The 26,474-nt window shown below is 70.7% G+C and carries 21 protein-coding genes and 1 riboswitch; of the genes, 9 read left to right on the forward strand and 12 right to left on the reverse strand.

The window, feature by feature from the left end; genetic code table 11:
- Positions 1-27: 27 nt before the first annotated feature.
- Positions 28-2,874 (reverse strand): GNAT family N-acetyltransferase, encoded by a 2,847-nt coding sequence (locus tag ACIQWG_RS33440; RefSeq protein ID WP_404102480.1) that lies wholly within the window; start codon positions 2,872-2,874, stop codon positions 28-30.
- A gap of 179 nt (positions 2,875-3,053) precedes the next feature.
- Here ACIQWG_RS33440 and ACIQWG_RS33445 point away from each other — a divergent pair, with 179 nt between their 5' ends.
- Positions 3,054-3,335: an HPr family phosphocarrier protein gene (locus tag ACIQWG_RS33445; RefSeq protein ID WP_029382363.1), complete on the forward strand. Its 282-nt coding sequence runs from the start codon at positions 3,054-3,056 to the stop codon at positions 3,333-3,335.
- A 178-nt stretch (positions 3,336-3,513) separates the two neighbouring features.
- Here ACIQWG_RS33445 and ACIQWG_RS33450 read toward each other — a convergent pair whose 3' ends face one another.
- The 4 genes from ACIQWG_RS33450 to ACIQWG_RS33465 form a co-directional block, all read right to left on the reverse strand.
- Entirely contained in the window at positions 3,514-4,209 is a 696-nt protein-coding gene (locus ACIQWG_RS33450) for a GntR family transcriptional regulator (RefSeq protein WP_404102482.1), read from the reverse strand.
- 187 nt (positions 4,210-4,396) lie between these two features.
- Positions 4,397-5,182 carry a M23 family metallopeptidase gene (locus tag ACIQWG_RS33455; protein ID WP_404102484.1) on the reverse strand — a complete coding sequence of 262 codons (786 nt, stop codon included), beginning with the start codon at positions 5,180-5,182 and terminating at the stop codon, positions 4,397-4,399.
- A 12-nt stretch (positions 5,183-5,194) separates the two neighbouring features.
- Positions 5,195-5,358: riboswitch (cyclic di-AMP (ydaO/yuaA leader) on the reverse strand.
- Positions 5,359-5,559: 201 nt separating this feature from the next.
- Entirely contained in the window at positions 5,560-6,948 is a 1,389-nt protein-coding gene (locus ACIQWG_RS33460) for a M16 family metallopeptidase (protein ID WP_404102486.1), read from the reverse strand.
- On the reverse strand, positions 6,945-8,300 hold the full coding sequence (locus tag ACIQWG_RS33465) for a M16 family metallopeptidase (RefSeq protein WP_404102488.1): 1,356 nt from the start codon (positions 8,298-8,300) through the stop codon (positions 6,945-6,947). The genes ACIQWG_RS33460 and ACIQWG_RS33465 overlap by 4 nt, the downstream gene beginning before the upstream one ends.
- A 594-nt stretch (positions 8,301-8,894) precedes the next feature.
- On the opposite strand from ACIQWG_RS33465, the gene ACIQWG_RS33470 reads away from it, so the two are divergent.
- Positions 8,895-11,351 carry a DNA topoisomerase (ATP-hydrolyzing) subunit A gene (locus tag ACIQWG_RS33470; RefSeq protein WP_404102489.1) on the forward strand — a complete coding sequence of 819 codons (2,457 nt, stop codon included), beginning with the start codon at positions 8,895-8,897 and terminating at the stop codon, positions 11,349-11,351.
- Here the strand turns inward: ACIQWG_RS33470 and ACIQWG_RS33475 are convergent.
- Entirely contained in the window at positions 11,348-12,445 is a 1,098-nt protein-coding gene (locus ACIQWG_RS33475) for a CobW family GTP-binding protein (RefSeq protein WP_404102491.1), read from the reverse strand. The two genes, ACIQWG_RS33470 and ACIQWG_RS33475, sit on opposite strands and share 4 nt — an antisense overlap.
- Positions 12,446-12,768: 323 nt before the next feature.
- On the opposite strand from ACIQWG_RS33475, the gene ACIQWG_RS33480 reads away from it, so the two are divergent.
- The 3 genes from ACIQWG_RS33480 (at position 12,769) to ACIQWG_RS33490 (ending at position 14,263) form a co-directional block, all read left to right on the forward strand.
- On the forward strand, positions 12,769-13,320 hold the full coding sequence (locus ACIQWG_RS33480) for a DUF6082 family protein (RefSeq protein WP_404102493.1): 552 nt from the start codon (positions 12,769-12,771) through the stop codon (positions 13,318-13,320).
- A gap of 166 nt (positions 13,321-13,486) precedes the next feature.
- Positions 13,487-13,723 carry a hypothetical protein gene (locus ACIQWG_RS33485; protein ID WP_404102495.1) on the forward strand — a complete coding sequence of 79 codons (237 nt, stop codon included), beginning with the start codon at positions 13,487-13,489 and terminating at the stop codon, positions 13,721-13,723.
- Between the two features lie 306 nt (positions 13,724-14,029).
- The gene (locus ACIQWG_RS33490) at positions 14,030-14,263 is read left to right on the forward strand and encodes a hypothetical protein (protein ID WP_404102496.1); all 234 of its coding nucleotides are present in this window, start codon (positions 14,030-14,032) and stop codon (positions 14,261-14,263) included.
- Positions 14,264-14,350: 87 nt separating this feature from the next.
- Here ACIQWG_RS33490 and ACIQWG_RS33495 read toward each other — a convergent pair whose 3' ends face one another.
- On the reverse strand, positions 14,351-14,623 hold the full coding sequence (locus tag ACIQWG_RS33495; protein ID WP_404102497.1) for a citrate/2-methylcitrate synthase: 273 nt from the start codon (positions 14,621-14,623) through the stop codon (positions 14,351-14,353).
- A gap of 118 nt (positions 14,624-14,741) precedes the next feature.
- On the opposite strand from ACIQWG_RS33495, the gene ACIQWG_RS33500 reads away from it, so the two are divergent.
- The 3 genes from ACIQWG_RS33500 to ACIQWG_RS33510 all read left to right on the forward strand — a co-directional run bounded on the left by ACIQWG_RS33500 (position 14,742) and on the right by ACIQWG_RS33510 (position 18,166).
- Positions 14,742-15,683, forward strand: coding sequence for a sucrase ferredoxin (locus tag ACIQWG_RS33500; RefSeq protein ID WP_404102499.1), 942 nt, complete (start codon positions 14,742-14,744; stop codon positions 15,681-15,683).
- A 129-nt stretch (positions 15,684-15,812) separates the two neighbouring features.
- Positions 15,813-17,489 (forward strand): ATP-binding protein, encoded by a 1,677-nt coding sequence (locus tag ACIQWG_RS33505; protein ID WP_404102500.1) that lies wholly within the window; start codon positions 15,813-15,815, stop codon positions 17,487-17,489.
- Positions 17,486-18,166 (forward strand): response regulator, encoded by a 681-nt coding sequence (locus ACIQWG_RS33510; protein ID WP_404102502.1) that lies wholly within the window; start codon positions 17,486-17,488, stop codon positions 18,164-18,166. The genes ACIQWG_RS33505 and ACIQWG_RS33510 overlap by 4 nt, the downstream gene beginning before the upstream one ends.
- A 118-nt stretch (positions 18,167-18,284) precedes the next feature.
- Here the strand turns inward: ACIQWG_RS33510 and ACIQWG_RS33515 are convergent, their stop codons facing one another.
- The 3 genes from ACIQWG_RS33515 to ACIQWG_RS33525 form a co-directional block, all read right to left on the reverse strand.
- Complete coding sequence (locus ACIQWG_RS33515) at positions 18,285-19,877, reverse strand: cation acetate symporter (RefSeq protein WP_404102504.1); 1,593 nt, start codon at positions 19,875-19,877, stop codon at positions 18,285-18,287.
- Complete coding sequence (locus tag ACIQWG_RS33520; protein WP_404102506.1) at positions 19,874-20,335, reverse strand: DUF485 domain-containing protein; 462 nt, start codon at positions 20,333-20,335, stop codon at positions 19,874-19,876. The genes ACIQWG_RS33515 and ACIQWG_RS33520 overlap by 4 nt, the downstream gene beginning before the upstream one ends.
- 247 nt (positions 20,336-20,582) lie before the next feature.
- Complete coding sequence (locus ACIQWG_RS33525; protein ID WP_404102508.1) at positions 20,583-22,706, reverse strand: type IIA DNA topoisomerase subunit B; 2,124 nt, start codon at positions 22,704-22,706, stop codon at positions 20,583-20,585.
- A 443-nt stretch (positions 22,707-23,149) separates the two neighbouring features.
- Between ACIQWG_RS33525 and ACIQWG_RS33530 the strand changes: the two genes are divergently transcribed.
- On the forward strand, positions 23,150-23,380 hold the full coding sequence (locus ACIQWG_RS33530) for a hypothetical protein (protein WP_404102510.1): 231 nt from the start codon (positions 23,150-23,152) through the stop codon (positions 23,378-23,380).
- 109 nt (positions 23,381-23,489) lie between these two features.
- On the opposite strand, the gene ACIQWG_RS33535 is transcribed toward ACIQWG_RS33530, so the two are convergent.
- A complete protein-coding gene (locus ACIQWG_RS33535) occupies positions 23,490-24,347 on the reverse strand; it encodes a S1 family peptidase (protein WP_404102512.1) in 858 nt (285 codons plus the stop codon).
- Between the two features lie 141 nt (positions 24,348-24,488).
- Entirely contained in the window at positions 24,489-26,036 is a 1,548-nt protein-coding gene (locus ACIQWG_RS33540) for an RNA polymerase sigma factor (RefSeq protein ID WP_404102513.1), read from the reverse strand.
- Positions 26,037-26,474: the final 438 nt, after the last annotated feature.

The following is a 26,474-nucleotide window of genomic DNA, read 5'->3' on the forward strand; positions in this document are numbered from 1 at the left end:
GACTGCGAGGCACCGCTCACGGCGGTCTCAGTACGTGGGGAGGGTCCTCGGTCCGAGGTCGTCGCGGGCGGGCGGCGGTGCGAGGCGTACGGACGCGCCGAGCACGCTCAGGCCGTGGGTGGCGACGACGACCGGCTCCAGGGTGACCGCGACGACCTCCGGATGGTCGTCGACCAGCCGCGACACCCGCAGCAGCAGCGCCTCCAGGGCCGGGGTGTCGACGGGCGCGGAGCCGCGCCAGCCGAAGAGGAGCGGTGCCGTCCGGATCGACCGGACGATCGAGGTGGCGTCGCGGTCGGTGACCGGGATCAGCCGGTGCGCCATGTCGCCGAGCAGCTGGGAGGCGGCTCCGGCGAGCCCGAAGGACAGCACGGCACCGGCGGCCGGGTCGATCACGGCCCGTACGACGGTGTCGACGCCGCGCGGTGCCATCCTCTGCACGACCGGCCGCAGCTCCTCGGCCCTGCCGAACAGCTCGGTCAACTCGGCGTATGCCCGGCGCAGTTGCTCCTCGTCCGCCAGGTCGAGCCGTACGCCCCCGAGGTCGGCGCGGTGCCGCAGGTGGGGGGCGGTGGCCTTGAGGGCGACGGGGTAGCCGAGGGTGCGGGCGGCGTCGGCGGCCGCGTCGGGAGTGGGGGCCTGAAGGGCGCGGTGGACCTGGATGCCGTACTTGCCGAGCAGGTCACCGGTCTCGTCCGTGCCGAGCGTGAGGCCCTGCCCGCGCGCGAGCAGACCGTCGATCAGCCGGGCGGCGCCCTTCTCGTCGATGTCCTCGTACTCGGGCACCTTGCCGGGCTCGGCCGCCTCGCGCCGCCACTGCGCGTACCTGACAGCTTCGCCGAGGGCGCGGACGGCCCGCTCGGCCGCGGGGTAGGCGGTGATGAGGCGGGGGGTGTTCTCGGAGGTCTCCGACAGCTCGGGCAGGGTCTCGGGGCGGAAGTCGAGGGGGCGGATCGGGTGGGCGCGGACCACGGCGCCGGGCGCCTTCGACTCCGGTCGTGGTGCGGTGCTCGCCGCGGCCGACAGGGCTTCCGCGAGTCCGCCCAGCTCCACGTGCACCACCAGCACGGGCTTGCCCGGTACCCGCTCGGCGGCCGTCCGCAGGGCCTCGGCGAGCTCGGCGTCCCCGGTCGACGCGTCGCCGATCGCCGGTATCGCGGTGACGACGACCGCGTCGCAGGTCTCGTCGGCGAGCGCGCGCGAGAGCTCACGGTGGAAGTCGTCCGCCGACGCGGCCGTCGTCAGATCCAGCGGCAGCAGCGGACGCAGGCCCTCTGACAGGCACGCGTCGTAGGTGAGCAGGCCCAGCGACTCGGAGTTGCCCAGGATCGCCACGCGCGGCCCGGCCGGCAGCGGCTGGCGGGCGAGCAGCAGCCCCGCGTCCACCAGTTCGGTGATGGTGTCGACCCGGATCACGCCGGCCTGCCGCAGCAGCGCGGAGACCGTGGCGTGCGGCAGCCGGGTGGCCCGTACGGCGTGCCCCTGCGGTGCCGCGCCGCCGTGCCGCGCGCCCTGGACGACGACCAGCGGCTTCGCGGCCGCCGTGCGCCGGGCGAGGCGGGTGAACTTGCGCGGGTTGCCGATGGACTCCAGGTACATCAGCGCGACGTCGGTGTCCGGGTCGTCGTACCAGTACTGGAGGACGTCGTTGCCGGACACGTCGGCCCGGTTGCCGGACGACACGAAGGTCGACACTCCGGTCACCCCGGTGACGCCGCCGCCGCGCCGGTGCAGCCGGGACAGCAGCGCGATCCCGATGGCGCCGGACTGGGCGAACAGACCGATCCGTCCCGGACGGGGCATCTCGGGGGCGAGTGAGGCGTTCAGACGTACGTCGGCGGCGGTGTTGATGATCCCGAAGGCGTTCGGGCCGATGATGCGCATGCCGTACGCGCGTGCCTGCCGTACGAGTTCGCGCTGCCGTTCGCGCCCGTCGGGCCCGCTCTCGGCGTACCCGGCGGAGAGCACGACGAGGCCCTGCACCCCGTGCTCGCCGCACTCGGCGACGACCTCGGGTACGAGCGGGGCCGGCACGGCGACCACCGCGAGGTCGACCTGCTCCTCGATCTCCCGCACGGAGCGGTGCGCGGGCACCGAGTCGAGCTCCTTGAGGTCCTCGGGGAACGCCCTGTTCACGGCGTACAGCCGCCCGGTGAACCCGGCCTCCCTGATGTTGCCGAGGACGCTGCGGCCCACCCCGCCGGCCGTGCGGCCCGCACCGATGACGGCGACGGACCCGGGCACCAGCAGCCGCCGCACGGACCGGGCCTCGGCGCGCTGCTCGCGCGCGTACTGCACGGCGAGCGAGCGGTCCGTCGGCTCCAGGTCGAACTCCAGGCGTACGACGCCGTCCTCGAAGCTGCGCTTCTGGGTGTACCCGGCGTCCGTGAACACCTTGATCATCTTGGTGTTGGCGGGCAGCACCTCGGCGGCGAACCGGCGGATGCCGCGCTCGCGCGCGACCGCGCCGATGTGTTCGAGCAGGGCGGAGGCGACACCCCGCCCCTGGTGGGCGTCCTGGACCAGGAAGGCGACCTCGGCCTCGTCGGCGGGGGCGGACGCGGGCATTCCGTCGGCACCGATCCGGTCGTAGCGTACGGTGGCGATGAACTCGCCGCCCACCGTGGCCGCGAGTCCCACCCGGTCCACAAAGTCGTGGTGCGTGAAGCGGTGGACGTCCTTGGCGGACAGTCGCGGGTAGGGCGCGAAGAAGCGGTAGTACTTCGACTCGTCCGACACCTGCTCGTAGAAGCTGACCAGGCGCTCGGCGTCATCAATGGTGATGGGGCGGATGCGTGCGGTGCCGCCGTCGCGCAGCACCACGTCGGCTTCCCAGTGGGCGGGGTACTCGTGCCGGTCCGAGGCGCTCTGCATGGGGCCCAGAGTACGGCTCGCGTACGACAACGGCGCGAGGCAGTCTGTGGAGGACGAACGTGGGGTCGAGGCCGCGATCCGACGGGCACCGAGAGACGGGACGTTCGTCTCGTTCCGGCTTGCTTCACGGGTGTGGGAAACTGGTCTAGACAACCCTGAACACCGAAGGGCAGCATCACATGGCTGAGCGCCGCGTCAACGTCGGCTGGGCCGAGGGCCTCCACGCCCGCCCCGCCTCCATCTTCGTCCGAGCCGCCACGGCCACAGGCGTCCCGGTGACGATCGCCAAGGCTGACGGCAACCCCGTCAACGCGGCCTCCATGCTGGCCGTCCTGGGCCTGGGCGCCCAGGGCGGCGAGGAGATCGTCCTCGCCTCCGACGCCGAGGGCGCGGACGCCGCCCTCGACCGACTGGCGAAGCTGGTCGCCGAGGGTCTCGAGGAGCTGCCCGAGACGGTCTGAGGACCTGAGCGGGTGATCCGTAGCGAACGGTGAAGCCGCGTCCGCCTTTTCGGCGGGCGCGGCTTCGCTGTTTCCGGGCAGGCTCGACGCAATTGGCGGCGCGCTGCCGGTGCATTCGAAAAAGGGCAGCAGAAATTCACCGCCACCGAATATGCCCTCTTTGTATACGGCGCCTTTGTTAATGCCGCAGACTCGGCATGTTTACGGGATGTTGCGAATTCCTCACACGCTCCGCGCGCCCGCCTCCGGAGCCGAACCGCAGCCGGTGCGCGGAGAGCGCGCGCTCGGTGTGCAGCGCCGTCATCGCGCGGGCGCGTTCCCCGTCGCCGCGCGCCACCGCGTCCACGATCGCGCCGTGCTCGGTCCAGTACCCCTGCGGGTCGGCCGGTGCCTCCACGGCGTACATCCAGGCGATCTTGTGGCGCAGCTGGGTCAGCACCGAGGTCAGGGCGGGGCTGCCGGACGCCTGGGCCAGCGTCTCGTGGAACCAGCCGCCCAGGGAGCGCAGATCCTCGCTGTTGCCCCGCCTGGCCCGCTCCTGCCCCAGCCTGACCAGGCCGCGCAGGACCTTCAGATGGGCCTCGGTGCGCCGCTGGGCGGCCCGGGCGGCGCCGAGCGGCTCCAGCAGGCCGCGCATCTCCAGCAGGTCCGCGGCCTCCTGCTCGGTCGGTTCGGCGACACAGGCCCCCGCGTGCCGCCGGGTGACCACGAAGCCCTCCGCCTCCAGGGTGCGCAGGGCTTCCCGGACCGGGACGCGGGAGACGCCGTAGCGGCGGGCGAGGACTTCCTCGGTGAGTCGGCCGCCGCGCTCGTGGACACCGGCGACGATGTCGTCCCGGATCGCCGTGCACACCGAGTGCGCCGGAATACGCATGACCCACCTCCGCCTTAATCCCCGTGAAACGTCGACGAATGACGTGTTCGCTGTGACTCTATTGCAACCTGCCTGAATTTCCGACGGCGAGCCGGAATCCATGGATATTTTTTGGTCATCGGTTCGACGCCAAAACGCCGAAAGCCCCGGCTCGGGAGCCGGGGCTTCGGGTGGTGCGGCGGTGGCGTCAGATGTTCACGCCGTGCGCGCGCAGGTAGGCGACGGGGTCGATGTCGGAGCCGTACTCCGGCGAGGTCCGAGCCTCGAAGTGCAGGTGCGGGCCGGTGACGTTGCCGGTGGCGCCGGACAGGCCGATCTGCTGGCCGGGGGTGACCCGCTGGCCCACCGAGACGCCGATGGACGACAGATGGCCGTACTGGGTGTAGGTGCCGTCGTTCATCTTGATCACGACGTTGTTGCCGTAGGCCCCGCCCCAGCCGGCCTCCACGACGGTGCCGGAGGCGACCGCGTGGACGGACGTGCCGCTGGCGGCGTGGAAGTCGATGCCGGTGTGGCTTCCGGAGGACCACACGGCGCCGCCGGCCTTGTAGCCGGTGGAGACGTACGAGCCGGGGATCGGGGACACATAGGACAGCAGGCGCTTGCGCTCTGCCTCGCGGGCGGCGCGCTCCTTGGCCTCGCGCTCCTTCGCGGCCTTCTCGGCCGCCTTCTTGCGCGCGGCCTCCTGGGCGGCCTTCTTCGCGGCGGCGGCCTCCTTGGCCGCGTGCTCCTGGGCCGCGGCCTGGGCGTCGAGCTGGTCCGCGATCGAGTTCTCGACGGCGATGACGGGGATGAGGCCGGTCTGCTCCGCGGCGGGCTCGGCGGCGAGCGCCGGAGCGGCCAGGGTGCCTATGACGCCGGTGGCGGTGAGCGCGGCGACGCCCGCGGCACGGGCGGTGGAGCGCTGCATCCGGCTGGGCCGGCGATGCTTCCCGGTGGGGCGGTTCTTCCCGGTGGCGCAGGTGAACGCCATGTAGTGGCTGGTCCTTTCCTTCCCTCTCGCCTACCGGGTTAGCTGACGGGTTCGGAGCAGGAAGGTCTCCTACGGGCCCCCTCGCACTCGCGCGGGCGCCCGATTCACCCCAGGGACTTCGGTGGGTCCCCGGCTCCCCTGGCTCGCGCCATACGGGGACTCGGCGATGGCTGTCCGGTGCCGCGGGTGCGGCGCGGTGCCTGACGGACAGCCCGGAAGACGCTAAACGGGACATCTTTCAATCCCCAAACCGAGCAGGGCTTTTGTAGCGCATCCCACAGGCCAGACAGGCAACCTCTCCTCAATTCGGGCATAAAGGGGCCCTGGTGACTCTTTCGTCACCAGGGCCCCTATGCGCGCGTGGCGCCGTCTTTCGCCTACTCGGCCGCCACGACGGTGACTTCACCGATGCCGAGGGCCTCCACGGGCTCCCGGATCGCGGCCGCGTCGCCGACCAGGATCGTCACCAGGCGGTCCACCGGGAACGCGCTCACGGCCGCGGCGGTGGCCTCGACGGTGCCGGTGGCGGCGAGCTGCTGGTACAGCGTGGCCTGGTAGTCGTCGGGCAGGTGCTGCTCGACCTGGTCGGCCAGGGTGTTCGCCACGGAGGCCGCCGTCTCGTACTTCAGCGGCGCGACCCCGACCAGGTTCTGCACGGCGAAGTCCCGCTCGGCGTCCGTCAGCCCCTCCCCGGCGACACCGCGCAGGACCTTCCAGAGGTCGTCCAGCGCCGGGCCGGTGTTCGGGGTGTCGACGGACCCGCTGATGGCGAGCATCGCCGCGCCGCTGCCGTCCGGGGCGGAGCGCAGGATCTGCCCGAACGCGCGTACGCCGTAGGTGTAGCCCTTCTCCTCGCGCAGGACCTTGTCCAGGCGGGAGGTGAGGGTGCCGCCGAGGCAGTACGTGCCGAGCACCTGCGCGGGCCACACGCGGTCGTGCCGGTCGGGGCCGACCCGGCCGATCAGCAGCTGCGTCTGGACCGCGCCGGGGCGGTCCACGATGACGACGCGCCCGGTGTCGTCCGCGGTCACCGGCGGGACGGGCCGCGGCTCGGCCGAGGAGCCCGTCCAGGCGCCCAGGGTGTCCCCGAGCAGCGCGTCGAGGTCGACGCCGGTGAGGTCGCCGACGACCACGACGGTGGAGGTGGCGGGACGCACATGGCGCTCGTAGAACGCGCGTACGCCCGCGGAGTCGATGCCGGCGACGGTGTCCTCGGTGCCCTGGCGCGGGCGGGACATGCGCGAGGTGGCCGGGAACAGCTCCTTGGCAAGCTCCTTGGCGGCCCGGCGCGAGGGGTTGGCCAGCTCGTGCGGGATCTCGTCGAGGCGGTTGCGCACCAGGCGCTCCACCTCGGCGTCCTCGAACGCGGGTGCCCTGAGAGCGTCGGCCAGCAGACCGAGCGCCTTGGGCAGACGGGAGACCGGCACTTCGAGGCTGACGCGGACGCCGGGGTGGTCGGCGTAGGCGTCCAGCGTGGCGCCGCAGCGCTCCAGCTCGGCGGCGAACTCCTCGGCGGTGTGCTTGTCGGTGCCCTCGGACAGGGCGCGCGCCATGATCGTGGCGATGCCGTCGAGGCCCTTCGGCTCGGCGTCCAGGGGCGTGTCCAGCAGCACCTCGACGGCGATGACCTGCTGGCCGGGGCGGTGGCAGCGCAGGACGGTGAGGCCGTTGTCCAGCTTGCCGCGCTCGGGCGCCGGGAACGCCCAGGGCCGGGCCGGGCCGGCCTGGGGCTGTGGGTGGAACTCCATGCTGGCGAGTTCGGTCACTGGGCCGACTCCTCGTTCTCGTCGGTGCTGGCGGCTTCCAGGTCCTCGTCCTCGCCGGCGACCGGCTCGTACACGAGCACCGCACGGTTGTCGGGCCGCAGCCGCGCCTGGGCGACCGCCTTGACCTCCTCGGCGGTGACGTCGAGCACCCGCTTGACCGCGGTGAACGCGAGCTGCGGGTCGCCGAACAGGACGGCGTACCGGCACAGTTCGTCGGCGCGGCCCGCGACCGTGCCGAGCCGGTCCAGCCACTCGCGCTCGAGCTGGGCCTGGGCGCGCTCCATCTCCTCGGCGGTGGGGCCCTCCTGCGCGAAGCGCGCCAGCTCCTCGTCGACGGCGGACTCGATGACGGGGACCTCGACGTCGCCGGAGGTCTTCACGTCCAGCCAGCCCAGGGAGGGCGCGCCGGCCAGGCGCAGCAGGCCGAAACCGGCTGCGACGGCCGTACGGTCGCGCCGGACGAGCCGGTTGTAGAGGCGGGAGGACTCGCCGCCACCCAGGACGGTCAGCGCCAGGTCGGCGGCGTCGCACTCGCGGGTGCCGTCCGTCGGCAGGCGGTACGCGGCCATCATCGCGCGCGCGGGGACGTTCTCCTCGACGACCTCGCGCAGCTGTTCGCCGATGATCTCGGGCAGCGAGCCGTCGCGCGGGGCGGGCTTGCCGTCGTGGGACGCGATGCTGCCGAAGTACTTCTCGACCCAGGCGAGCGTCTGCTCGGGGTCGATGTCACCGACGATCGACAGGACGGCGTTGTTGGGCGCGTAGTAGGTGCGGAAGAACGCGCGGGCGTCCTCCAGGCTGGCCGCGTCCAGGTCGGCCATCGAGCCGATCGGGGTGTGGTGGTACGGGTGCCCGTCGGGGTACGTCAGCGCCGTCAGCTTCTCGAAGGCCGTGCCGTAAGGGACGTTGTCGTACCGCTGGCGGCGCTCGTTCTTGACGACGTCCCGCTGGTTCTCCAGGCCCTCCTCGTCGAGCGCCACCAGGAGGCTGCCCATGCGGTCGGCCTCCAGCCACAGCGCGAGCTCCAGCTGGTGGGCGGGCATGGTCTCGAAGTAGTTGGTGCGCTCGAAGCTGGTGGTGCCGTTCGGCGAGCCACCGGCGCCCTGGACGAGCTCGAAGTGCCCCGTGCCCTTCACACTGTTCGAACCCTGGAACATCAGGTGCTCGAAGAGGTGGGCGAGTCCGGTACGGCCCTTGACCTCGTGGCGGGAGCCTACGTCGTACCAGAGGCAGACCGCGGCGACCGGCGTGAGGTGATCCTCGGAGAGCACCACGCGCAGGCCGTTGGCCAGGCGGTGCTCCGTCGCGGTGAGGCCGCCGGATTGTGCCTCCGGTGTGGCCGTGTGACCCATGGGCAAGGTGTCCTTCCGGTCGCGTGCACTGCGTCGTGCCGAGCAGTTCGGCACGAGTTCCTGCCACTGTATGCAGCGTCCGAAGGGTCGGCGAAGTTCCCGTTCGGAACGCCTTCGGCGTCGGACGGGACCGGGAGCCGGTGCGGGGCGTCGGCGCGGGGATCTGCGGGCTGTCACCCAGGGGCGGCTGACGCTCGGGGGCGGCTGCCGCTCGCGGTCAGCTCGCGCCCCGCCGCACCCTTCCCCGGCGGCCCTCGTACGGCTGCCCGTCGATCACTCCGGCGAGTGAACGGTTTCGCGGCGTGGGCTTGCCGCCGCCGTGGGCGCACGCCGGGGCACGCGGTCGCGGAGAGAGGGGCGCGCGGTCGCCGGCGAGTGCTCCGCGTGTTGCCCTCCCTCGGGCAAGCACCGTGTCGGCCTGGCCGGTTGATGCCCGAACGCCGCCCTCGGTCGCCGTCGAGGCCGGGCGTCGGCGACACTTCTCACGCGCCGTACCGGAGGCAGACTTCGGGTCCTGGTCGGTGGTTGTCAGTGCCGCGGTCCACAATGGTCCGCGTCATACCCGTCCAACGCTTCAGCAAGGAGCCGGCAGCGATGGCCCGCCGTAGCACGAAGACCCCGCCGCCCGACGACTCGTACGAGGAGAAGATCCTCGACATCGACGTCGTCGACGAGATGCAGGGCTCCTTCCTCGAGTACGCGTACTCGGTCATCTACTCCCGAGCCCTGCCGGATGCTCGCGACGGCCTCAAGCCGGTGCATCGCCGCATCGTGTACCAGATGAACGAGATGGGCCTGCGCCCCGACCGCGGCTATGTGAAGTGCGCCCGCGTGATCGGCGAGGTCATGGGTAAGTTGCACCCGCACGGCGACGCCTCGATCTACGACGCCCTGGTGCGCATGGCCCAGCCCTTCTCGATGCGCGTCCCGCTGGTCGACGGCCACGGGAACTTCGGCTCGCTGGGCAACGACGACCCGCCGGCCGCCATGCGGTACACCGAGTGCCGGCAGGCGCAGGCGACCAGCCTGATGACCGAGTCGATCGAAGAGGACACGGTCGACTTCTCGCCCAACTACGACGGCCAGGAGCGGGAGCCGGTGGCGCTGCCGGCCGCCTTCCCGAACCTCCTGGTCAACGGCGCTTCGGGCATCGCCGTCGGTATGGCCACGAACATGCCGCCGCACAACCTCGGCGAGGTCATCGCGGCCGCCCGCCATCTGATCCGCCACCCCAACGCGGATCTGGAAACGCTGATGAAGCACGTCCCGGGCCCCGACCTGCCCACCGGCGGCAGGATCGTCGGCCTCGCCGGCATCCGGGACGCCTACGAGACGGGCCGCGGCACCTTCAAGATCCGCGCCACGGTCGAGATCGAGACCGTGACCGCCCGCCGCAAGGGCCTGGTCGTCACCGAGCTGCCGTTCACGGTCGGCCCGGAGAAGGTCATCGCCAAGATCAAGGACCTGGTCGGTTCGAAGAAGATCCAGGGCATCGCCGACGTCAAGGACCTCACCGACCGCGAGCACGGCCTGCGCCTGGTCATCGAGATCAAGAACGGCTTCGTGCCCGAGGCCGTCCTGGAGCAGCTCTACAAGCTGACGCCGATGGAGGAGTCCTTCGGCATCAACAACGTCGCGCTGGTCGACGGCCAGCCCCTCACCCTCGGCCTCAAGGAACTCCTGGAGGTCTACCTCGACCACCGCTTCGAGGTCGTACGGCGCCGCAGCGAGTTCCGCCGCACCAAGCGACGCGACCGCCTGCACCTGGTCGAGGGCCTGCTCACCGCGCTGGTGGACATCGACGAGGTCATCCGCCTGATCCGGTCCAGCGAGAACAGCGCGCAGGCGAAGCAACGCCTGATGGAGCGCTTCTCCCTGTCCGAGGTGCAGACCCAGTACATCCTCGACACGCCGCTGCGCCGCCTCACCAAGTACGACCGCATCGAGCTGGAGTCCGAGAAGGAACGGCTCAACCAGGAGATCGCCGAGCTGACCCGGATCCTCGACTCGGACGCCGAGCTGCGCAAGCTGGTCTCCTCGGAACTGGCCGCGGTGGCCAAGAAGTTCGGCACCGAGCGGCGTACGTTGCTGCTGGAGTCGGCGGGCACGCCGGTCACTGCCGTGTCGCTTCAGGTGGCGGACGACCCGTGCCGGGTGCTGCTGTCCTCGACGGGTCTGCTGGCGCGTACGGCGAACGGCGACCCCTTCACGGAGGACGGCGACGCCAAGCGCTCCAAGCACGACGTGATCATCTCGGCGGTGCCGGCCACGGCGCGCGGCGAGGTGGGCGCGGTCACTTCGACCGGCCGCCTGCTGCGGATCAACGTGATCGACCTGCCGAAGCTGCCGGAGACCGCGGCCCGGCCGAATCTCGCGGGCGGGGCGCCGCTGTCGGAGTTCGTGTCGCTGGAGGACGGCGAGACGCTGGTCTGCCTGACGACGCTCGACGAGTCGTCCCCCGGCCTGGCGCTCGGCACCGAGCAGGGCGTCGTGAAGCGTGTGGTTCCCGACTACCCGTCCAATAAGGAGGAGTTGGAGGTCATCACGCTGAAGGAGGGCGACCGGATCGTCGGCGCGATCGAGTTGCGCACCGGCGAGGAGGACCTGGTCTTCATCACGGACGACGCCCAGTTGCTGCGCTACCAGGCCTCGCAGGTCCGCCCGCAGGGCCGCGCAGCCGGCGGCATGGCCGGCATCAAGCTCACCGAGGGCGCGAAGGTCATCTCGTTCACCGCGGTGGACCCCGCGGCCGACGCGGTGGTGTTCACGGTCGCGGGCTCGCGCGGCACCCTGGACGACTCGGTCCAGACGACGGCCAAGCTGACCCCGTTCGACCAGTACCCGCGCAAGGGCCGGGCCACAGGCGGTGTCCGCTGCCAGCGCTTCCTGAAGGGCGAGGACTGTCTCTCCCTGGCCTGGGCGGGCACCACCCCGGCACGCGCGGCCCAGAAGAACGGCACCCCGGTCGAACTGCCCGAGATGGATCCCCGCCGCGACGGTTCGGGAGTGTCCCTGGCGAAGACGGTTTCGGTGGTGGCGGGCCCGGTCTAGGCCGGCAGGTCGTCGAAACCCTGCTCGTCGGCGTGCAGGTCGGCGTCGAGGTCGACGCCAGGCCCTTGCACATAGCGCAGTACGCCCCACATGCCATGCTCGTCGGCGTGTGGGGCGTCGCTCTTGCACGCCTCCAGCTCCTTCGCCAGGGCGGCGGAATCGATGCCCGAGCCGATGAGGACGAGTTGGCTGAGACGTGCGTCGGCGCCGGCGGCGGTCCAGGGCTCCGGGTAGAAGCGGAGGAACGGTCCGACGGCGTGCACGGCGTAGCGGTTCGCGGTGTCGTGGGGTCCGAAGTCGACGTACCCCTTGATCCGGTACAGCCCCTCCGGACGGCTGTCCAGGAACGCCATCAACCGGCGTGGGTCGAGCGGCTTTTCCGAGACGAAGGACAGGCTGTCGTAGGCGGTGTGGAGGTGACCGTGGTGGTCTCCTGCGTGCTCGTGCAGATCGTCGAAGGACAGTTGCCCGACGCGTTCCTCGCTGGGGCGGCAGTCGAAGAGGAACTCGGGGTCGATACGGCCGTAGGTGGCCGGAACGACGGCGGCGCGGTCGGCGAGGTCGCGCACCAGCGCCATGGCTCGTGCTCCGTCCGGCGCCCGGTCGAGCTTGTTGACCACGACGAGGTCGGCGAGGGCGAGGTGCCGGTCGATCTCGGGGTGCTTGGCGCGCGTGACGGCGAACTCCGCGGCGTCGACGACCTCGACGAGCCCGCCGTACACGATTCCCGGATGCTCGCTGGCGAGCACCATGCGCACCAGTTCCTGCGGCTCGGCGAGCCCGCTGGCCTCGATGACGATCACGTCGATACCGGTGCCGGGCCGGGCGAGCCGCTCCAGGTAGACATCCAGTTCCCCGGCGTCGACAGCGCAGCACAGGCAGCCATTGCCGAGGGAGACGGTGGAGTCGCCGAGCGCGCCGGCGACGGCCATGGCGTCGATCTCGATGGCACCGAAGTCGTTCACGATGGCGCCGATGCGGGTGCCTCCGCTGCGATGGAGGAGGTGGTTGAGCAGAGTCGTCTTGCCGGAACCCAGGAATCCGGCGAGGACGACGACCGGGATCTGCTGTGGGCCGGGGCTCTGCTGGCTCAACGTGCGACCTTTCTCACGCCGACGGGTGCACCGGCTCGCGACGCGGCGCACATTCGAGGTTTTGAATGCCGCCCCAGGATACGAGCGGGGAGAATCTCCACGAAGTGAACGATTGTTAGCAGCACTTGCCGGGCAGACGTTGGGCATGGCGCCGGAGCGTGCGACCCTCGCTTCCCTCCGTGCGCCTCCTCTCCGCCTCCCCGCCGATCAGAGCCGCTCGGCACTCTGGGAGACGGCAAGCGCCGCCCACCGCTCGCCGGTCCCCTCCAGTCGACCCGCACCCCGACGACCGGCGGACGGCCGCCTGATCGGGGGTAATTGACATGGCCACACAGAAGAACGCCGCGAGGAGGCTGGGCTCCGCCGCGGCTGGTTTGATGCTCGCCACCGTCGGGATGACGCTGGCTGCGCGCCAGCGACGCCTGGAAGCGGAGAGACTGCAGGTGAGGCGTCTGGAGTTCGAGGAACTCGCCTCCCGTCGCAGGGCCCTGGCACATCAGCAGCGCATGCATTGGGAGTTGCTCTCCAGGGCGATCGACAATCCCTCCCTGGCCGCGGTGATCGACACCTACGACCCGGACATCCCGGCGGAGAAGCGGCGCCAGTACTTCTACGCAAACGCCTGGTACATCAACCTCTACCACCTCTTTCGCGCGGGGCTGCTCGACCAGGAGGAGTTCTACGGGCACGCGCGCGAGTTGTTCCAGAACAGGCTGATGCGTGAGTACTGGGAAGCCTCGAAGGGGCAGCGCGCGACCCTGAAGCACTCGTCCGACGAGGCCCGGATAGGCCGCATGGTCGACAGCCTCATCAAGGATCTCGAAGACGCCGACACGGACGAGTGGTGGGTGGTGGGGAACCCGCCGCCCGCTTGATCAACGCCCGGGGGAACCCCGCGCCCGCTTGATTAACCAGGGGGCGGCGCCGGTCAACGACACGACCCGAGTGACTTTTTGCCTACGCAGTCACTCAGGCCCCGGCAATCTGAGTAACGTGCTGCCGACCAACCACCTGCCAAACCCTCGTAAGGATCGGTAGCCCTTGAAGATCGTGCGCCGCATCGGTGTGCCTCCCCGTGCCCGCGGCAGTGCCTCGGGAGCCAATTGCCCGGACGTGTTCGAGCTGAGTGACGGCAACTTCGCGGTCATCGGGACGGATTTCACTGAAACACTGGAGCGGGAACTGCCTGCCGACGCGTCCCGCGCCGACTACGAACGCATCGTGGTCGTCAGCCGCGAGACCCTCATCCGCGCCAAGGGTGACATTCCCGACGCTTAGCGGAGCAACCCGGACGCGCTCGCGACTCACGGGCATCCGGGGCACGCGGTAGGACCTGTCACCGGCCCCCATCCCCAGGCACGAATGGCAGCTACCCACACGGCCACACGGGCACAGCAACACCAGTCAGGTGACCCGTAGCCGGCGGCAGACGAAGTACGGTGCCGCATCACGGCCCCGCCGCACACGTGGGGAGCCCCCTTTGAATGGCAGCACTCGATGACTTTGGCGAGCGACGAGTGCCACGCAGAGGGCTCCCCGGGCCCGGCCGAACATCTTTCGAAGACCCAGTTCAAGGAGTCCTGTATGTCCAGCCTGACGCCGCCCGACGGTACCGCAGCGCAGCCGACGCGGCAGCCAACGACGAGGCAGATCTTCCACCTGTTGCCTGGAGTCGTTGCCTTGCTGGCGGCGATCGGCATCGTTCTGCTCATCGTCACCGGCGAGACCGAGCACGTCAGCGCCGTGGCGGCGTTCGGCGGTGCCGTCTTTCTCGGGGATGCCGCCGCCAACGTGACCATCAACGTATTCCGCAGGTAGATCCCTTTCACTCAGGTTGACCGCCGCCGAATCATCTTCGGTGGACAGGGGCCCGGCGCTGGCGGGGGTGCCGGGCCCTCGTACTCGTCATGCCTCCGCCTGCGCCACCCTCACCGGCGCCCCCGGCCCGACGCACCGCGCCACCGGCATGACGATGTTGGAGTCCTGTGCCTGTTCGCGAATATTGGCGCTCCAGCCGACGACTCGGGCGGCAGCGAACGTCGGTGTGAACATTCCGGCCTTGCCTGCCATGGCGGGCAAGGCGCTCTGCGCCGTGTCCCGAACGGCGGACTGGATCGCCCACGTCCTGGAGGAGTACGGGGAGCGACCGCTGCGGATGGGACGCGCCCTAGCGCGCACTACCCGGGCCCGAAGCCACCTCAGCCGCTCCCGGAGCAGGCCGCGCCAACGCCCTGGGCAGCCGTCCCGTACCCCCTCGGCAAGTCACCCCCACCCCAGTCAGGTTAGGCTCACCTCTGTGAGTACGTGCTCAACCGTCTCGCAGGACCTCGACGAGCCCATCGCCGGGACCGCGGCGACCGCGACGACCTGGCTGCTGCTGGAGCAGCCCGGCCCGTGGGGTGCCAAGGCGCTCACCCAGAGCCACCTGGATCCCGCCCTCGGGCGTGCGCTGGAGGCGGCCGCGCAGGGCACCGGCGTGCGTGTCGCGCTCATCCGCCGTCCCGGTCGGCACGCGGACTGCGGCGGCGTCGCCGAGCGTCAGGTGTATGTGGCCCACACCCGTCCCGGGAATGTATGGCTGCACGCGGCCACCATCCGTGATCCCCAGCAGCTGCTCGACCTGGACTTCGGCGCCCTCGGTAGGGGCGACCACCACACCTTCGACTCGGTTCTCCAGGGTCGGCCCCACACAGGCGACCCGCTCGCGCTCGTCTGCACCAACGGCAAGCGGGACCGCTGCTGCGCCCTCCTCGGACGCCCGCTCGCGGCCGAGCTCGACGCCTCCGGGGTGGACGGCGTCTGGGAGGTCACCCATCTGGGTGGACATCGGTTCTCCCCGACCCTGCTCGTGCTGCCGTACGGCTACGCCTACGGCCGGGCGCAGGCCCACGCCGTCAAGGAGGTCCTGCACAGCGTCCAGGGCGGCCGGATCGTCATCGAGGGCTGCCGGGGGAACTCGGCCTGGGAGCGGCCCGGCCAGGCGGCCGAGCTGGCCGTGCGCAGGGCCACCGGCGAGGACGCCGCCGAGGCGCTGACCGTCGTACGGACGGACGGTGCCGCTCCGCGCTGGGAGGTGACCGTCGCCCACACGGACGGACGCACCTGGCGGGTCACCGTGTCCCAGGGCGCCTCCCTGCCGCCCCGCCCGGAGAGCTGCGGGTCGGCGCTCGGCTCCCCCGCCCGGATGGACGTGGTGGCGGTACGCGAGCTCAGGATGGCGACCGCACTCACGAGCTGACCTGGTCATCGGCCTGCCCGGGCCGCCCGCGGAACAGCCGCCGCGCGCCCGGCCGGACCCGCGACGATCAGGAGATCCCCGCCACACCCCTCTACGGCCGCTCCCCCGCCCCCACGTACCGTCATGGGTATGAGCCCCACTCCCCCCGCCCGTCGCCTGCGCCTGGGTCTGCCCCGGCGGATGTTCGCGCAGGTGCTGCTGATGCAGGTGGCGATCGCCGCGGGAGTCGCGGTCCTCGCGACCGGTCTCTTCCTCGCCCCGCTCAGCGACCAGCTCGACGACCAGGCGATGCGCCGCGCACTGTCGATCGCGCAGACCACCGCCGCCCAGCCGCAGCTCGCCGAGGACCTGGAGAGCTCGCCCGCGACGGCCGGCGGCCCGGTCCAGCGGGAAGCGGACCGGATCCGTGTGGCCACCAAGGCCGAGTACGTCGTCGTGATGGACCGGCGCGGGGTGCGCTGGTCGCATCCCACGCCGGGCGAGATCGGCAGGCTCGTCTCGACCGACCCGGGCCGGGCGCTCGCCGGTCACGAGGTCATGCAGATCGACAACGGCACGCTCGGCCGCACCGCCCGCGGCAAGGTGCCGTTGCGCGACGGCGACGGGAAGATCGTCGGGGCGGTCTCGGTCGGTATCGCGTACGACAGTGTCCGGGCCCGTCTGCTGCACGCCATCCCGGGGCTGTTCGCCTACGCGGGCGGCGCCCTGGCGGTGGGCGCGCTGGCCGCCTGGCTCATCTCGCGCAGGGTCCAGCGGCAGACCCGTGACCTGGCGTTCTCCGACATCTCGGCGCTGCTCGCGGAGCGCGAGGCGATGCTGCACGGCATCCGGGAGGGCGTCGTCGCCCTGGACCGCGGCGGCCGTATCCGCCTCCTCAACGACGAGGCGCGCCGGTTGCTCGGCATCGGTGACGAGGCCGTCGGCCGGTCCCTCGACGAGGCGCTCGGCACGGGCCGTACCGCCGACGTCCTGGCCGGCCGGGTGACCGGCACCGATCTGCTGACGGTCCGCGGTCAGCGCGTCCTGGTCGCCAACCGCATGCCCACCGACGACGGGGGCGCCGTCGCCACCCTGCGCGACCGCACCGAGCTGGAGCAGCTCGGCCGGGAGCTGGACTCCACACGCGGACTGATCGACGCCCTGCGCGCCCAGGACCATGAGCACGCCAACCGCATGCACACGGTCCTCGGGCTGCTGGAACTGGAGATGTACGACGACGCCGTGGAGTTCGTCGGCGAGGTCGTCGGCGATCACCGTGCCACCGCCGAACAGGTCGCCGAGAAGATCCAGGACCCGCTGCTCGCCGCCCTGCTGGTCGGCAAGGCGACGGTGGCGGCGGAGCGCGGTGTCGCGCTGCGGCTGTCGGATCGCACGGGGCTTCCGGACCGGCTGATCGACCCGCGGGGGCTCGTCACCATCGTGGGCAACCTGGTGGACAACGCCCTCGACGCCGTCGCCGGCACGCCGCACGCGCGCGTGGAGGTCGAACTGCGGGCCGAGGGGCGCACCGCGGTTCTCCGGGTGCGCGACACGGGGCCGGGAATCCCCGAGCAGCAACGCGAGTTGATCTTCACCGAGGGGTGGTCCACCAAGCAGCGCCCCGCCCACCGCGAACGCGGCATCGGCCTTCCCCTGGTGCGCAGGCTCGCGGAACGGCAGGGCGGCGGCGCGACCGTGGACGAGGCGGCCGGCGGCGGCGCGGAGTTCACGGTCGTCCTGCCCGAGGCGCTGGCCGAGCCCGCCCTGGAACCGGCCCAGACCGTGCCGTCGGATCCGCCCACCGTCGCCGAGGAGGAGTCGCGATGATCGAGGTCCTGGTCGTGGACGACGACACGCGCGTCGCGCGGGTCAACGCTGCCTACGTCGAGAAAGTGCCGGGCTTCCGTGTCGCGGGCGAGGCGCACAGCGCGGCCGAGGCGCTGCGCCGGGTGGAGGAGTTGCCCCGGGTGGATCTGGTCCTCATGGACCACTACCTGCCCGACGAGACGGGCCTGGCGGTCGTCCAGGAGATGCGCCGACGCGGCCACCAGACCGACGTGATCATGGTCACGGCGGCGCGGGACGTCACGACCGTACAGGCGGCGATGCGACAGGGGGCGCTCCAGTACCTGGTCAAGCCGTTCGCCTTCGCCGGGCTGCGCGCGAAGCTGGAGGCCTACGCCGAGTTGCGCCGCACCCTCGACGGCGGCGGCGAGGCGGAACAGGCCGAGGTGGACCGCATCTTCGGCGCCCTGTCGGCCCCCTCGGAACCCGACCTGCCCAAGGGCCACTCCCCCACCACCGCGGAACTCGTCCGCCGCTCCCTGATGAACGCCGAAGGCCCGCTGTCGGCCCAGGAGATCGCCGAGCGGACGGGGGTGAGCCGCCAGACCGCCCAGCGCTATCTGAAGCTCCTGGAACGCACGGGACGCGCCCGCCTGACCCTCAAGTACGGCGACGCGGGCCGCCCGGAACACCGTTACGTGTGGGCGACCCGCGCCTGAGGCACGGCCCGTGGGGGCGGGGGAAAGAACCGTGCCTGCCCTTTCATACGGATGCGGGCCGCCCAAACGTCATCCGTACGGCAAATGCCGAGTCGTACGGCGGTCAGGGCGCCCTCGCTCAGACGGCCCCCGCCCCCGTCAGCGACCGCACCTCGGTCTCCGCGTGCTTGGCCTCGTCGGGGACCTCCGCCGAGGTGACGGTGCCGAGCCAGCCCGCGACGAAGCCGAGCGGGATGGAGACCAGGCCGGGGTTCTGGAGCGGGAAGTACTGGAAGTCGACGCCGGGGAACAGGGATTCGGGGCTGCCCGACACCACCGGCGACAGCAGCACGAGCAGCACGGCCGGGATCAGACCGCCGTACACGGCCCAGACGGCCCCGCGTGTGGTGAAGCCCGGCCAGAACAGGGAGTAGAGCAGCACCGGCAGATTGGCGGACGCCGCGACGGCGAAGGCGAGGCCCACGAGGAACGCGACGTTCAGGTCGCGGGCCAGCAGTCCGAGGCCGATCGCCACGACGCCGATACCGACCGCGGCGACGCGTGCCACGGCCACCTCGCTGCGGGGCTTGGCGTGCCGGCGCCGTAGGGAGGCGTACAGGTCGTGGGCGACGGAGGCGGAGGAGGAGAGCGTGATTCCGGCGACCACGGCGAGGATCGTGGCGAAGGCGATGGCGGCGACGACCGCGAACAAAACCGTTCCTCCGGTGGAGTCCGCGCCGCCGCCGAGGTCGAGGGCGAGCAGCGGAACCGCTGTGTTCCCGGCCGCGTTCGACCCGCGTACGGCCTCGGGTCCGACGATCGCTGCCGCGCCGAAGCCGAGGACGATGGTCATCAGGTAGAAGCCGCCGATGAGCCCGATCGCCCAGACCACCGAGCGCCGGGCCGCGCGGGCGGTGGGCACGGTGTAGAAGCGGGACAGGATGTGCGGCAGCCCCGCGGTGCCCAGCACCAGGGCGAGGCCCAGGCTGATGAAGTCGAGGCGGGCGGTCCAGTCACCGCCGTACTTCAGGCCGGGTGCGAGGAACGCGTCTCCGTGACCGCTGCGCTCGGCCGCCGTGAGCAGCAGTTGGTCGAAGTCGCCGTGGAAGCGCAGCAGGACGAGCACGGTCAACGCGACGGTACCGCCGAGCAGCAGGACCGACTTGACGATCTGGATCCAGGTGGTGGCCCGCATCCCTCCCAACGACACATAGATCACCATGAGCGCGCCGACGCCGATGACGGTCCAGGCCTGCGCCGCCTCGTCCCTGCCCCCGAGCAGCAGCGCGACCAGGGTGCCCGCGCCCACCATCTGCGCCACCAGATACAGAACGGACACGGTGACCGAGGAAGTTCCCGCCGCGATCCGCACGGGGCGTTCCCTCATCCGCGAGGCGACGACGTCGGCGAGCGTGAACCGGCCGCAGTTGCGGACCAGTTCGGCGACCAGGAACAGCACCAGCAGCCAGGCCACGAGGAAGCCCACCGAGTACAGCAGCCCGTCGTAGCCGAAGAGGGCGATGAGCCCGGAGATGCCGAGGAAGGACGCGGCCGACATGTAGTCACCGGCGATGGCAAAACCATTCTCCATGGGCGTGAAGAGCCGGCCGCCCGCGTAGAACTCCTCCGCGGAACCATGCCGGTTGCGGCTCACCCAGGTGGTGATCCCCAGTGTGATCGCGACGAACACGCTGAACAGCAGCAGCGAGAGCGTCTGATGGTCGACCGTCACGCGGCACCGCCCTTCGCGACGCGCGTCAACTCCTGGGTGTCCCAGCGCAGTTCCAGCGCGGCCCGGTCCCTTCGCAGCCGCGCGTGACGGGCGTAGGCCCAGGTGAGCAGGAAGGTGGTGAGGAACTGCCCGAGCCCGGCGAGCATCGCGACGTTCACGGCTCCCGCGACGGGTCGGGCCATCAGCCCCGGCGCGGCCGTGGCGGCGACGACGTACGCCACGTACCAGGAGAGGAACACGACGACCGCCGGCACCACGAACCGCCGGTAGCGACTGCGCACTTCACGGAAGGCGGCGCTGCGCTGCACCTCCAGGTACACATCACCGGCGGGAGGTGGGGCGGCCTCGGGGGCGGCCGTACCGTCCGACTCCCCCCACCCGGAGGCGAGGGCGTCGTACCAGGGATCGTCGTACCGCGCACCTGTGGTTTCGCGGGGACGACCATCGCTTGAGTGCATGCCCAAGCATGGACAGAACGGAAAGATCGCCGACTCGGCTTCTTCGCCCGCTTCACCCCATCAGGTGATTCATGCGGGAACTACCAGGCAAAGTCCGCAGATGGCCCCGCAGCCGCCGACGGCGCTCAGCCCCCACGGGGGCCACCCGCACCCGGCGACGAATGCCGCACGGACGGTGCGGGTGGGAACCCAAGAGGACCGAAGGCGAAGCCGAGGCCGAACACCCGGCCCCAGCCCGGCGCAGCGGCTACGCGTCGATGCGCGACCGATCCAACGTCGCCGCCGAGCTCGAGATGAACTCCTTGCGCGGCGCCACGTCGTTGCCCATCAGCAGATCGAAGACCCGCTCGGCCGCCTCCAGATCGGTGAGGCTGATCCGCCGCAGCGTGCGATGGCGCGGATCCATCGTCGTCTCTGCCAGCTGGTCGGCGTCCATCTCACCGAGACCCTTGTACCGCTGGATGGTGTCCTTGTAGCGCACGCCCTTGCTCTGGAACTCCATGAGCTTGTCGCGCAGCTCACGGTCCGAGTACGTGTACACGTACTTGTCCTGCCCCTTCTTGGGCTGGATCAGCTCGACCCGATGCAGCGGAGGCACCGCGGCGAAGACCCGGCCCGCCTCGATCATCGGCCGCATGTAGCGCTGGAACAGCGTCAGCAGGAGCGTGCGGATGTGGGAGCCGTCGACGTCGGCGTCGGTCATCATGATGATCTTGCCGTACCGGGCGGCGTCGATGTCGAAGGTCCGGCCGGATCCCGCTCCTATGACCTGGATGATCGCGCCGCACTCGGCGTTCTTGAGCATGTCGGTCACGGACGACTTCTGGACGTTGAGGATCTTGCCGCGGATCGGCAGCAGCGCCTGGAACTCGGAGTTCCGGGCGAGCTTGGCGGTGCCGAGCGCGGAGTCTCCCTCGACGATGAACAGCTCGCTGCGGTCGACGTCGTCGCTGCGGCAGTCGGCGAGCTTGGCGGGCAGCGACGAGGACTCCAGGGCCGTCTTCCGGCGCTGCGCGTCCTTGTGCTGGCGAGCCGCGATGCGCGTCCGGGCGGCGGCCACGGCCTTCTCGAGCACCACACGCGCCTGCGCGGCCGCATCCCGCTTGGTGGACGTCAGGAACGCCTTGAGCTCCTTGGCGATCACGGTGTTCACGATGCGCCGGGCCGCCGAGGTACCGAGGACCTCCTTGGTCTGCCCCTCGAACTGGGGTTCGGCGAGCCGGACGGTGACGACCGCGGTCAGGCCCTCCAGGGCGTCGTCCTTGACGATGTCGTCCTCGGCGACGCGCAGCATCTTCTTGGTGCGCAGCACCTCGTTCATGGTGCTGGTCACGGCCGTCTCGAAGCCGGCGACGTGAGTGCCGCCCTTCGGGGTGGCGATGATGTTCACGAACGACTTCAGGGTCGTGTCGTAGCCGGTGCCCCAGCGCATCGCGACGTCGACGCCGAGTTCGCGGGTGACCTGGGTGGGCGTCATCTGGCCGTGCTCGTCGAGGACCGGGACGGTCTCCCTGAAGGTGCCCTGGCCGGTGAAGCGGAGGACGTCGCAGACGGGCTTGTCGGTGGCCAGGTACTCGCAGAACTCGCTGATGCCGCCGTCGAAGCGGAAGGACTCCTCGCCCTTGCTGCCGCCGTCACCGAGGCCGAGCTCGTCGCGGACGACGATGGTCAGGCCGGGCACCAGGAACGCGGTCTGGCGGGCGCGCTGGTGCAGCGCCTCCAGGGAGAGCTTGGCGTCCTTGAGGAAGATCTGGCGGTCGGCCCAGTACCGCACGCGCGTGCCGTTGCGGGTCTTGGGGATCTTCTTGGTCTTGCGCAGGCCGCTCTTGGCCTCGAACTTGGCCGTCGGGCCGTCGGCGGCGAAGGCTCCGGGCACACCGCGCCGGAAGCTGATCGCGTGGGTGTGACCACTGCGGTCCACCTCGACGTCCAGCCGCGCGGACAGGGCGTTCACCACGGAGGCGCCCACGCCGTGCAGACCGCCGGAGGCGGCGTACGAGCCGCCGCCGAACTTGCCGCCGGCGTGCAGCTTGGTCATGACGACCTCGACGCCGGACAGGCCCGTCTTGGGCTCGACGTCGACGGGGATGCCCCGGCCGTTGTCCCGGACCTCCACCGACCCGTCGTCGTGGAGGATCACCTCGATGTGGTCGCAATAGCCCCCGAGGGCCTCGTCGACGGAGTTGTCGATGATCTCCCACAGGCAGTGACTGAGACCACGGCTGTCGGTCGATCCGATGTACATGCCCGGGCGCTTGCGTACGGCCTCGAGGCCCTCGAGGACGAGCAGGTGCCGCGCGGTGTAGTTGGAACCGTCCCGGTCTGCTCCTGCCAGCAGCGCTGTGGACGGCACGGACGTCTCGGCGGTCACGCGGTTCGCTCCTCGCTGAATTTCAGGTGGCGCCCTGATGGGTAAGGGCGCGGCTTCGGTCGCCGTCAAGAGGGTACCGAGGCCTGGTAGAGCCGATGTAACGCCACCCTCGTGCGAAACACAGACTAGTCCAGGGTCGCATACTTGTTCGATCCCTCGATGGGGTGAAGTACATATCACGTTCCCTTCCGGGCATGAACCATTTAGGCTCCGGGCACGTCCTCATGAACAAACCGGCAAGCCAGCCGGGAGGACCGACCTTGACCGACAGCGCGAAACCGTAAGCACGACTGAGACGCAATACGGCACATTCGCCGCCACCCGGCAGCAGCCAGCCGCCCCGGAAAAATTTCTCTCTGGGAGAAGCCGCGAGCGGGAACGTTTTGGGGCTGGTTGGATGTTGACCCTGGTACGACAGCTCGTCGAGCTAGAGAAGAGGCGACGTGACTACTGTTCTGACCCCCGCGAGCCAGCTGACGGCCGCTGACCGCTGCGACCGCTGCGGCGCACAGGCGTACGTGCGCGTCGTCCTGCTCAGCGGCGGAGAGCTGCTCTTCTGCGCCCACCATGGCCGCAAGTTCGAGCCGGAACTCAAGAAGATCGCCGCTGAGATACAGGACGAGACGGAGCGGCTCACGACCGTTCCTGCCAGCGCTTCCGAAGAAGAGCGCTGACACCTCGCATCCACGACGAGCCAGCTCCGGCACAGGCCGGTCGACGGGCGGCCAATCCTGACACCAGGGGCGGCCGCCCTCGCTCATGCCCCGAGCGCCTCGGCCCGGGTCAGCCGCCCGCGCGATCCCCGCGCACCGCGGCCCGCCAGCCCATGGCCCTCATGATCTCGGACACCCTCGTGTACACGCCGGGACTGCCCGCGCGACCGCACCCGTTGCCCCACGACACGAGCCCGATCAGCTTCCCCCGTGCGACCAGCGGCCCGCCGCTGTCGCCCTGACAGGCATCTCGGCCTCCGGCCCGCTCTCCCGCGCAGAGCATGCTGTCCGCCAGAAACCTGCCGTCCCCGTCGCCCGGATACGCCTGTCGGCACAGGGCGTCCGGAAGTACATGCACACTGGCGGCCCGCAGGCCCCGCGGATAGTCCCCCGCGCCCGTGACGTCTCCCCATCCGTAGACCAGCGCCGGCGTCCCGGGCCCATAGGCGGGGTCACCGGCGCCCGCCATCCCGATCACGGCGCTCGCGGGAAGCGGCTCGGCGAGACTGACCACGGCGAAGTCGCCGGCGTTGGTGTCCCTGTCGTAGGTGGGGTTCACCCGGGCGGCACGCACCCGGATCTCCTGGCCACGACCGGACAGCAGGTCCGTACGGCCCGCAATGACCGTGAAGTCGCGCACTTGTTCCGGCGGCAGCCCCAGGACGTCCTCGCTCAGGCAGTGGGCCGCGGTGAGCACGGTGGTACGGCCGACCGCCACACCTACACAGAACTGACCGGCCCGCGTACCCCCGAATCGGTCACGGCTGGACAGCGCCACGGTCCAGGGACTGTCCGACACATCGATTGGGAACCCGCCGACGACAACGCTGTCGGCGGCCACGGGGGCGGCGGACAACAACGGTATGGCGGACGCCACGGCCGCCAGAACCAACGGCCGGGCCAGCGCCCGGGCAAAGGGACGACGCATGACGCTCCTCACTCTCGGGTGGTCATGGGAAACCCAGAGTGAGTCAGCCCGCCGCACCCCGCACCCGCGCGCCAACGCGAAGGCCCGGCCCCACTCGGGGACCGGGCCTTCGCGTTGTGGAACGCGTCGTGCGGGTGCGACCTAGTCGAGGTAGTCGCGCAGCACCTGGGACCGCGACGGGTGGCGCAGCTTCGACATGGTCTTGGACTCGATCTGACGGATGCGCTCGCGGGTGACGCCGTACACCTTGCCGATCTCGTCGAGGGTCTTCGGCTGACCGTCGGTGAGACCGAAGCGCATGGAGACGACGCCCGCCTCGCGCTCGGAGAGCGTGTCGAGGACCGAGTGCAGCTGCTCCTGGAGGAGCGTGAAGCTGACCGCGTCGGCCGGGACGACTGCCTCGGAGTCCTCGATGAGGTCACCGAACTCGCTGTCGCCGTCCTCGCCCAGCGGGGTGTGCAGGGAGATGGGCTCGCGGCCGTACTTCTGGACCTCGATGACCTTCTCCGGGGTCATGTCGAGCTCCTTGGCCAGCTCCTCCGGGGTGGGCTCGCGGCCCAGGTCCTGGAGCATCTGGCGCTGCACACGCGCGAGCTTGTTGATGACCTCGACCATGTGCACCGGGATACGGATGGTGCGGGCCTGGTCGGCCATGGCGCGGGTGATCGCCTGACGGATCCACCAGGTGGCGTACGTGGAGAACTTGTAGCCCTTGGTGTAGTCGAACTTCTCGACCGCGCGGATCAGACCGAGGTTGCCCTCCTGGATGAGGTCCAGGAAGAGCATGCCGCGGCCGGTGTAGCGCTTGGCCAGGGAGACCACCAGACGGAGGTTGGCCTCCAGCAGGTGGTTCTTGGCGCGGCGGCCGTCCTCGGCGATGATCTCCAGCTCGCGCTTGAGCTTCGGGGCGAGCTTGTCGGCGTTGGCCAGCTTGTCCTCGGCGAACAGACCGGCCTCGATGCGCTTGGCGAGCTCGACCTCCTGCTCGGCGTTGAGCAGCGGGACCTTACCGATCTGCTTGAGGTAGTCCTTGACCGGGTCGGCGGTGGCGCCGGCGGCGGCGACCTGCTGCGCGGGCGCGTCGTCCTCGTCGTCGTCGGAGAGTACGAAGCCGGCGCTCTCGGTGCCCTCGGGCTCCTCGCCCGGCTTGGCCGCCTCTTCGAGGACCTCTTCCTCGATCAGCTCGGCGTCGTCCTTCTTGCCCGCCGTCGTCTTCTTGGCGGCAGCCGTCGTCTTCTTCGCAGCCGCGGTCGTCTTCTTCGCGGCCGTCTTCTTGGCGGTCGTCTTCTTGGCAGCGGCCTTCTTGGCGGGGGCCTCGTCCTCGACGTCGGCCTCGGCGGCGGGGGCCGCGGGCGTGGCGGTGGCGGTGGCCTTCTTGGCGGTCGCCGTCTTCGCAGCGACCGTCTTGGTGGCGGTGCGCTTGGCCGGACTCTTAGCTGCGACGCTCTTGCGGGTGCGCTTGGGCTCCGCGGCACTGACCATCAGCGTCACACCCTCTTCCTCGAGGATCTGGTTGAGGCTGCGCAGTACGTTCTTCCACTGAGTGGCCGGAATCTGGTCGGCTTCGAAGGCCCGACGCACATCGTCGCCGGCGATCTGCCCCTCAGCCTTTCCCCGCTCGATAAGAGCCATGACAGAGACGGACTCGGCGATCTCCGGCGGGAGCGTACGGGATGTGCTGGCCGACACGAACAACCTCTCGGAACGTTGAAAAACGGCTTCCGGCCCCGTCCACGGCGGACAGGAGCCGACCACCGGCCTTGGGGATTGGGCCGACGGTGCGGGCGGGGGCCGGGAAGATACACAGCGCCGTGAGCGGCGTCCGTATTCCCTTCCTCGGCAGTCACCTCTTAGGTCATCGCGCTGTTTCCCCGAGTGTTACGCCCAATCCGCGTGGCCCGAGTCACATCCCGTAACCGATCAAAAGCAGGCAGACATGGACAGAACTGGTCGCCGGCGGCTTGGGTTACGCATCGTACGGCCATTGCACCACCTCGTCGCACCGTCGGGGCCCCGGGGGGGGGGGGGGGGGGGCCCGGGGGGCCGGGGGGGGGGGGGGGGGGGGGGGGGGGGGGCCCCGGGGGGGGGGGCCCCCCGGCGCCCCCCCCCCCCGGGGGGGGGGGGGGC

It is taken from the genome of Streptomyces sp. NPDC098781, assembly GCF_044759995.1.
In the GTDB taxonomy this organism is placed as follows: domain Bacteria; phylum Actinomycetota; class Actinomycetes; order Streptomycetales; family Streptomycetaceae; genus Streptomyces.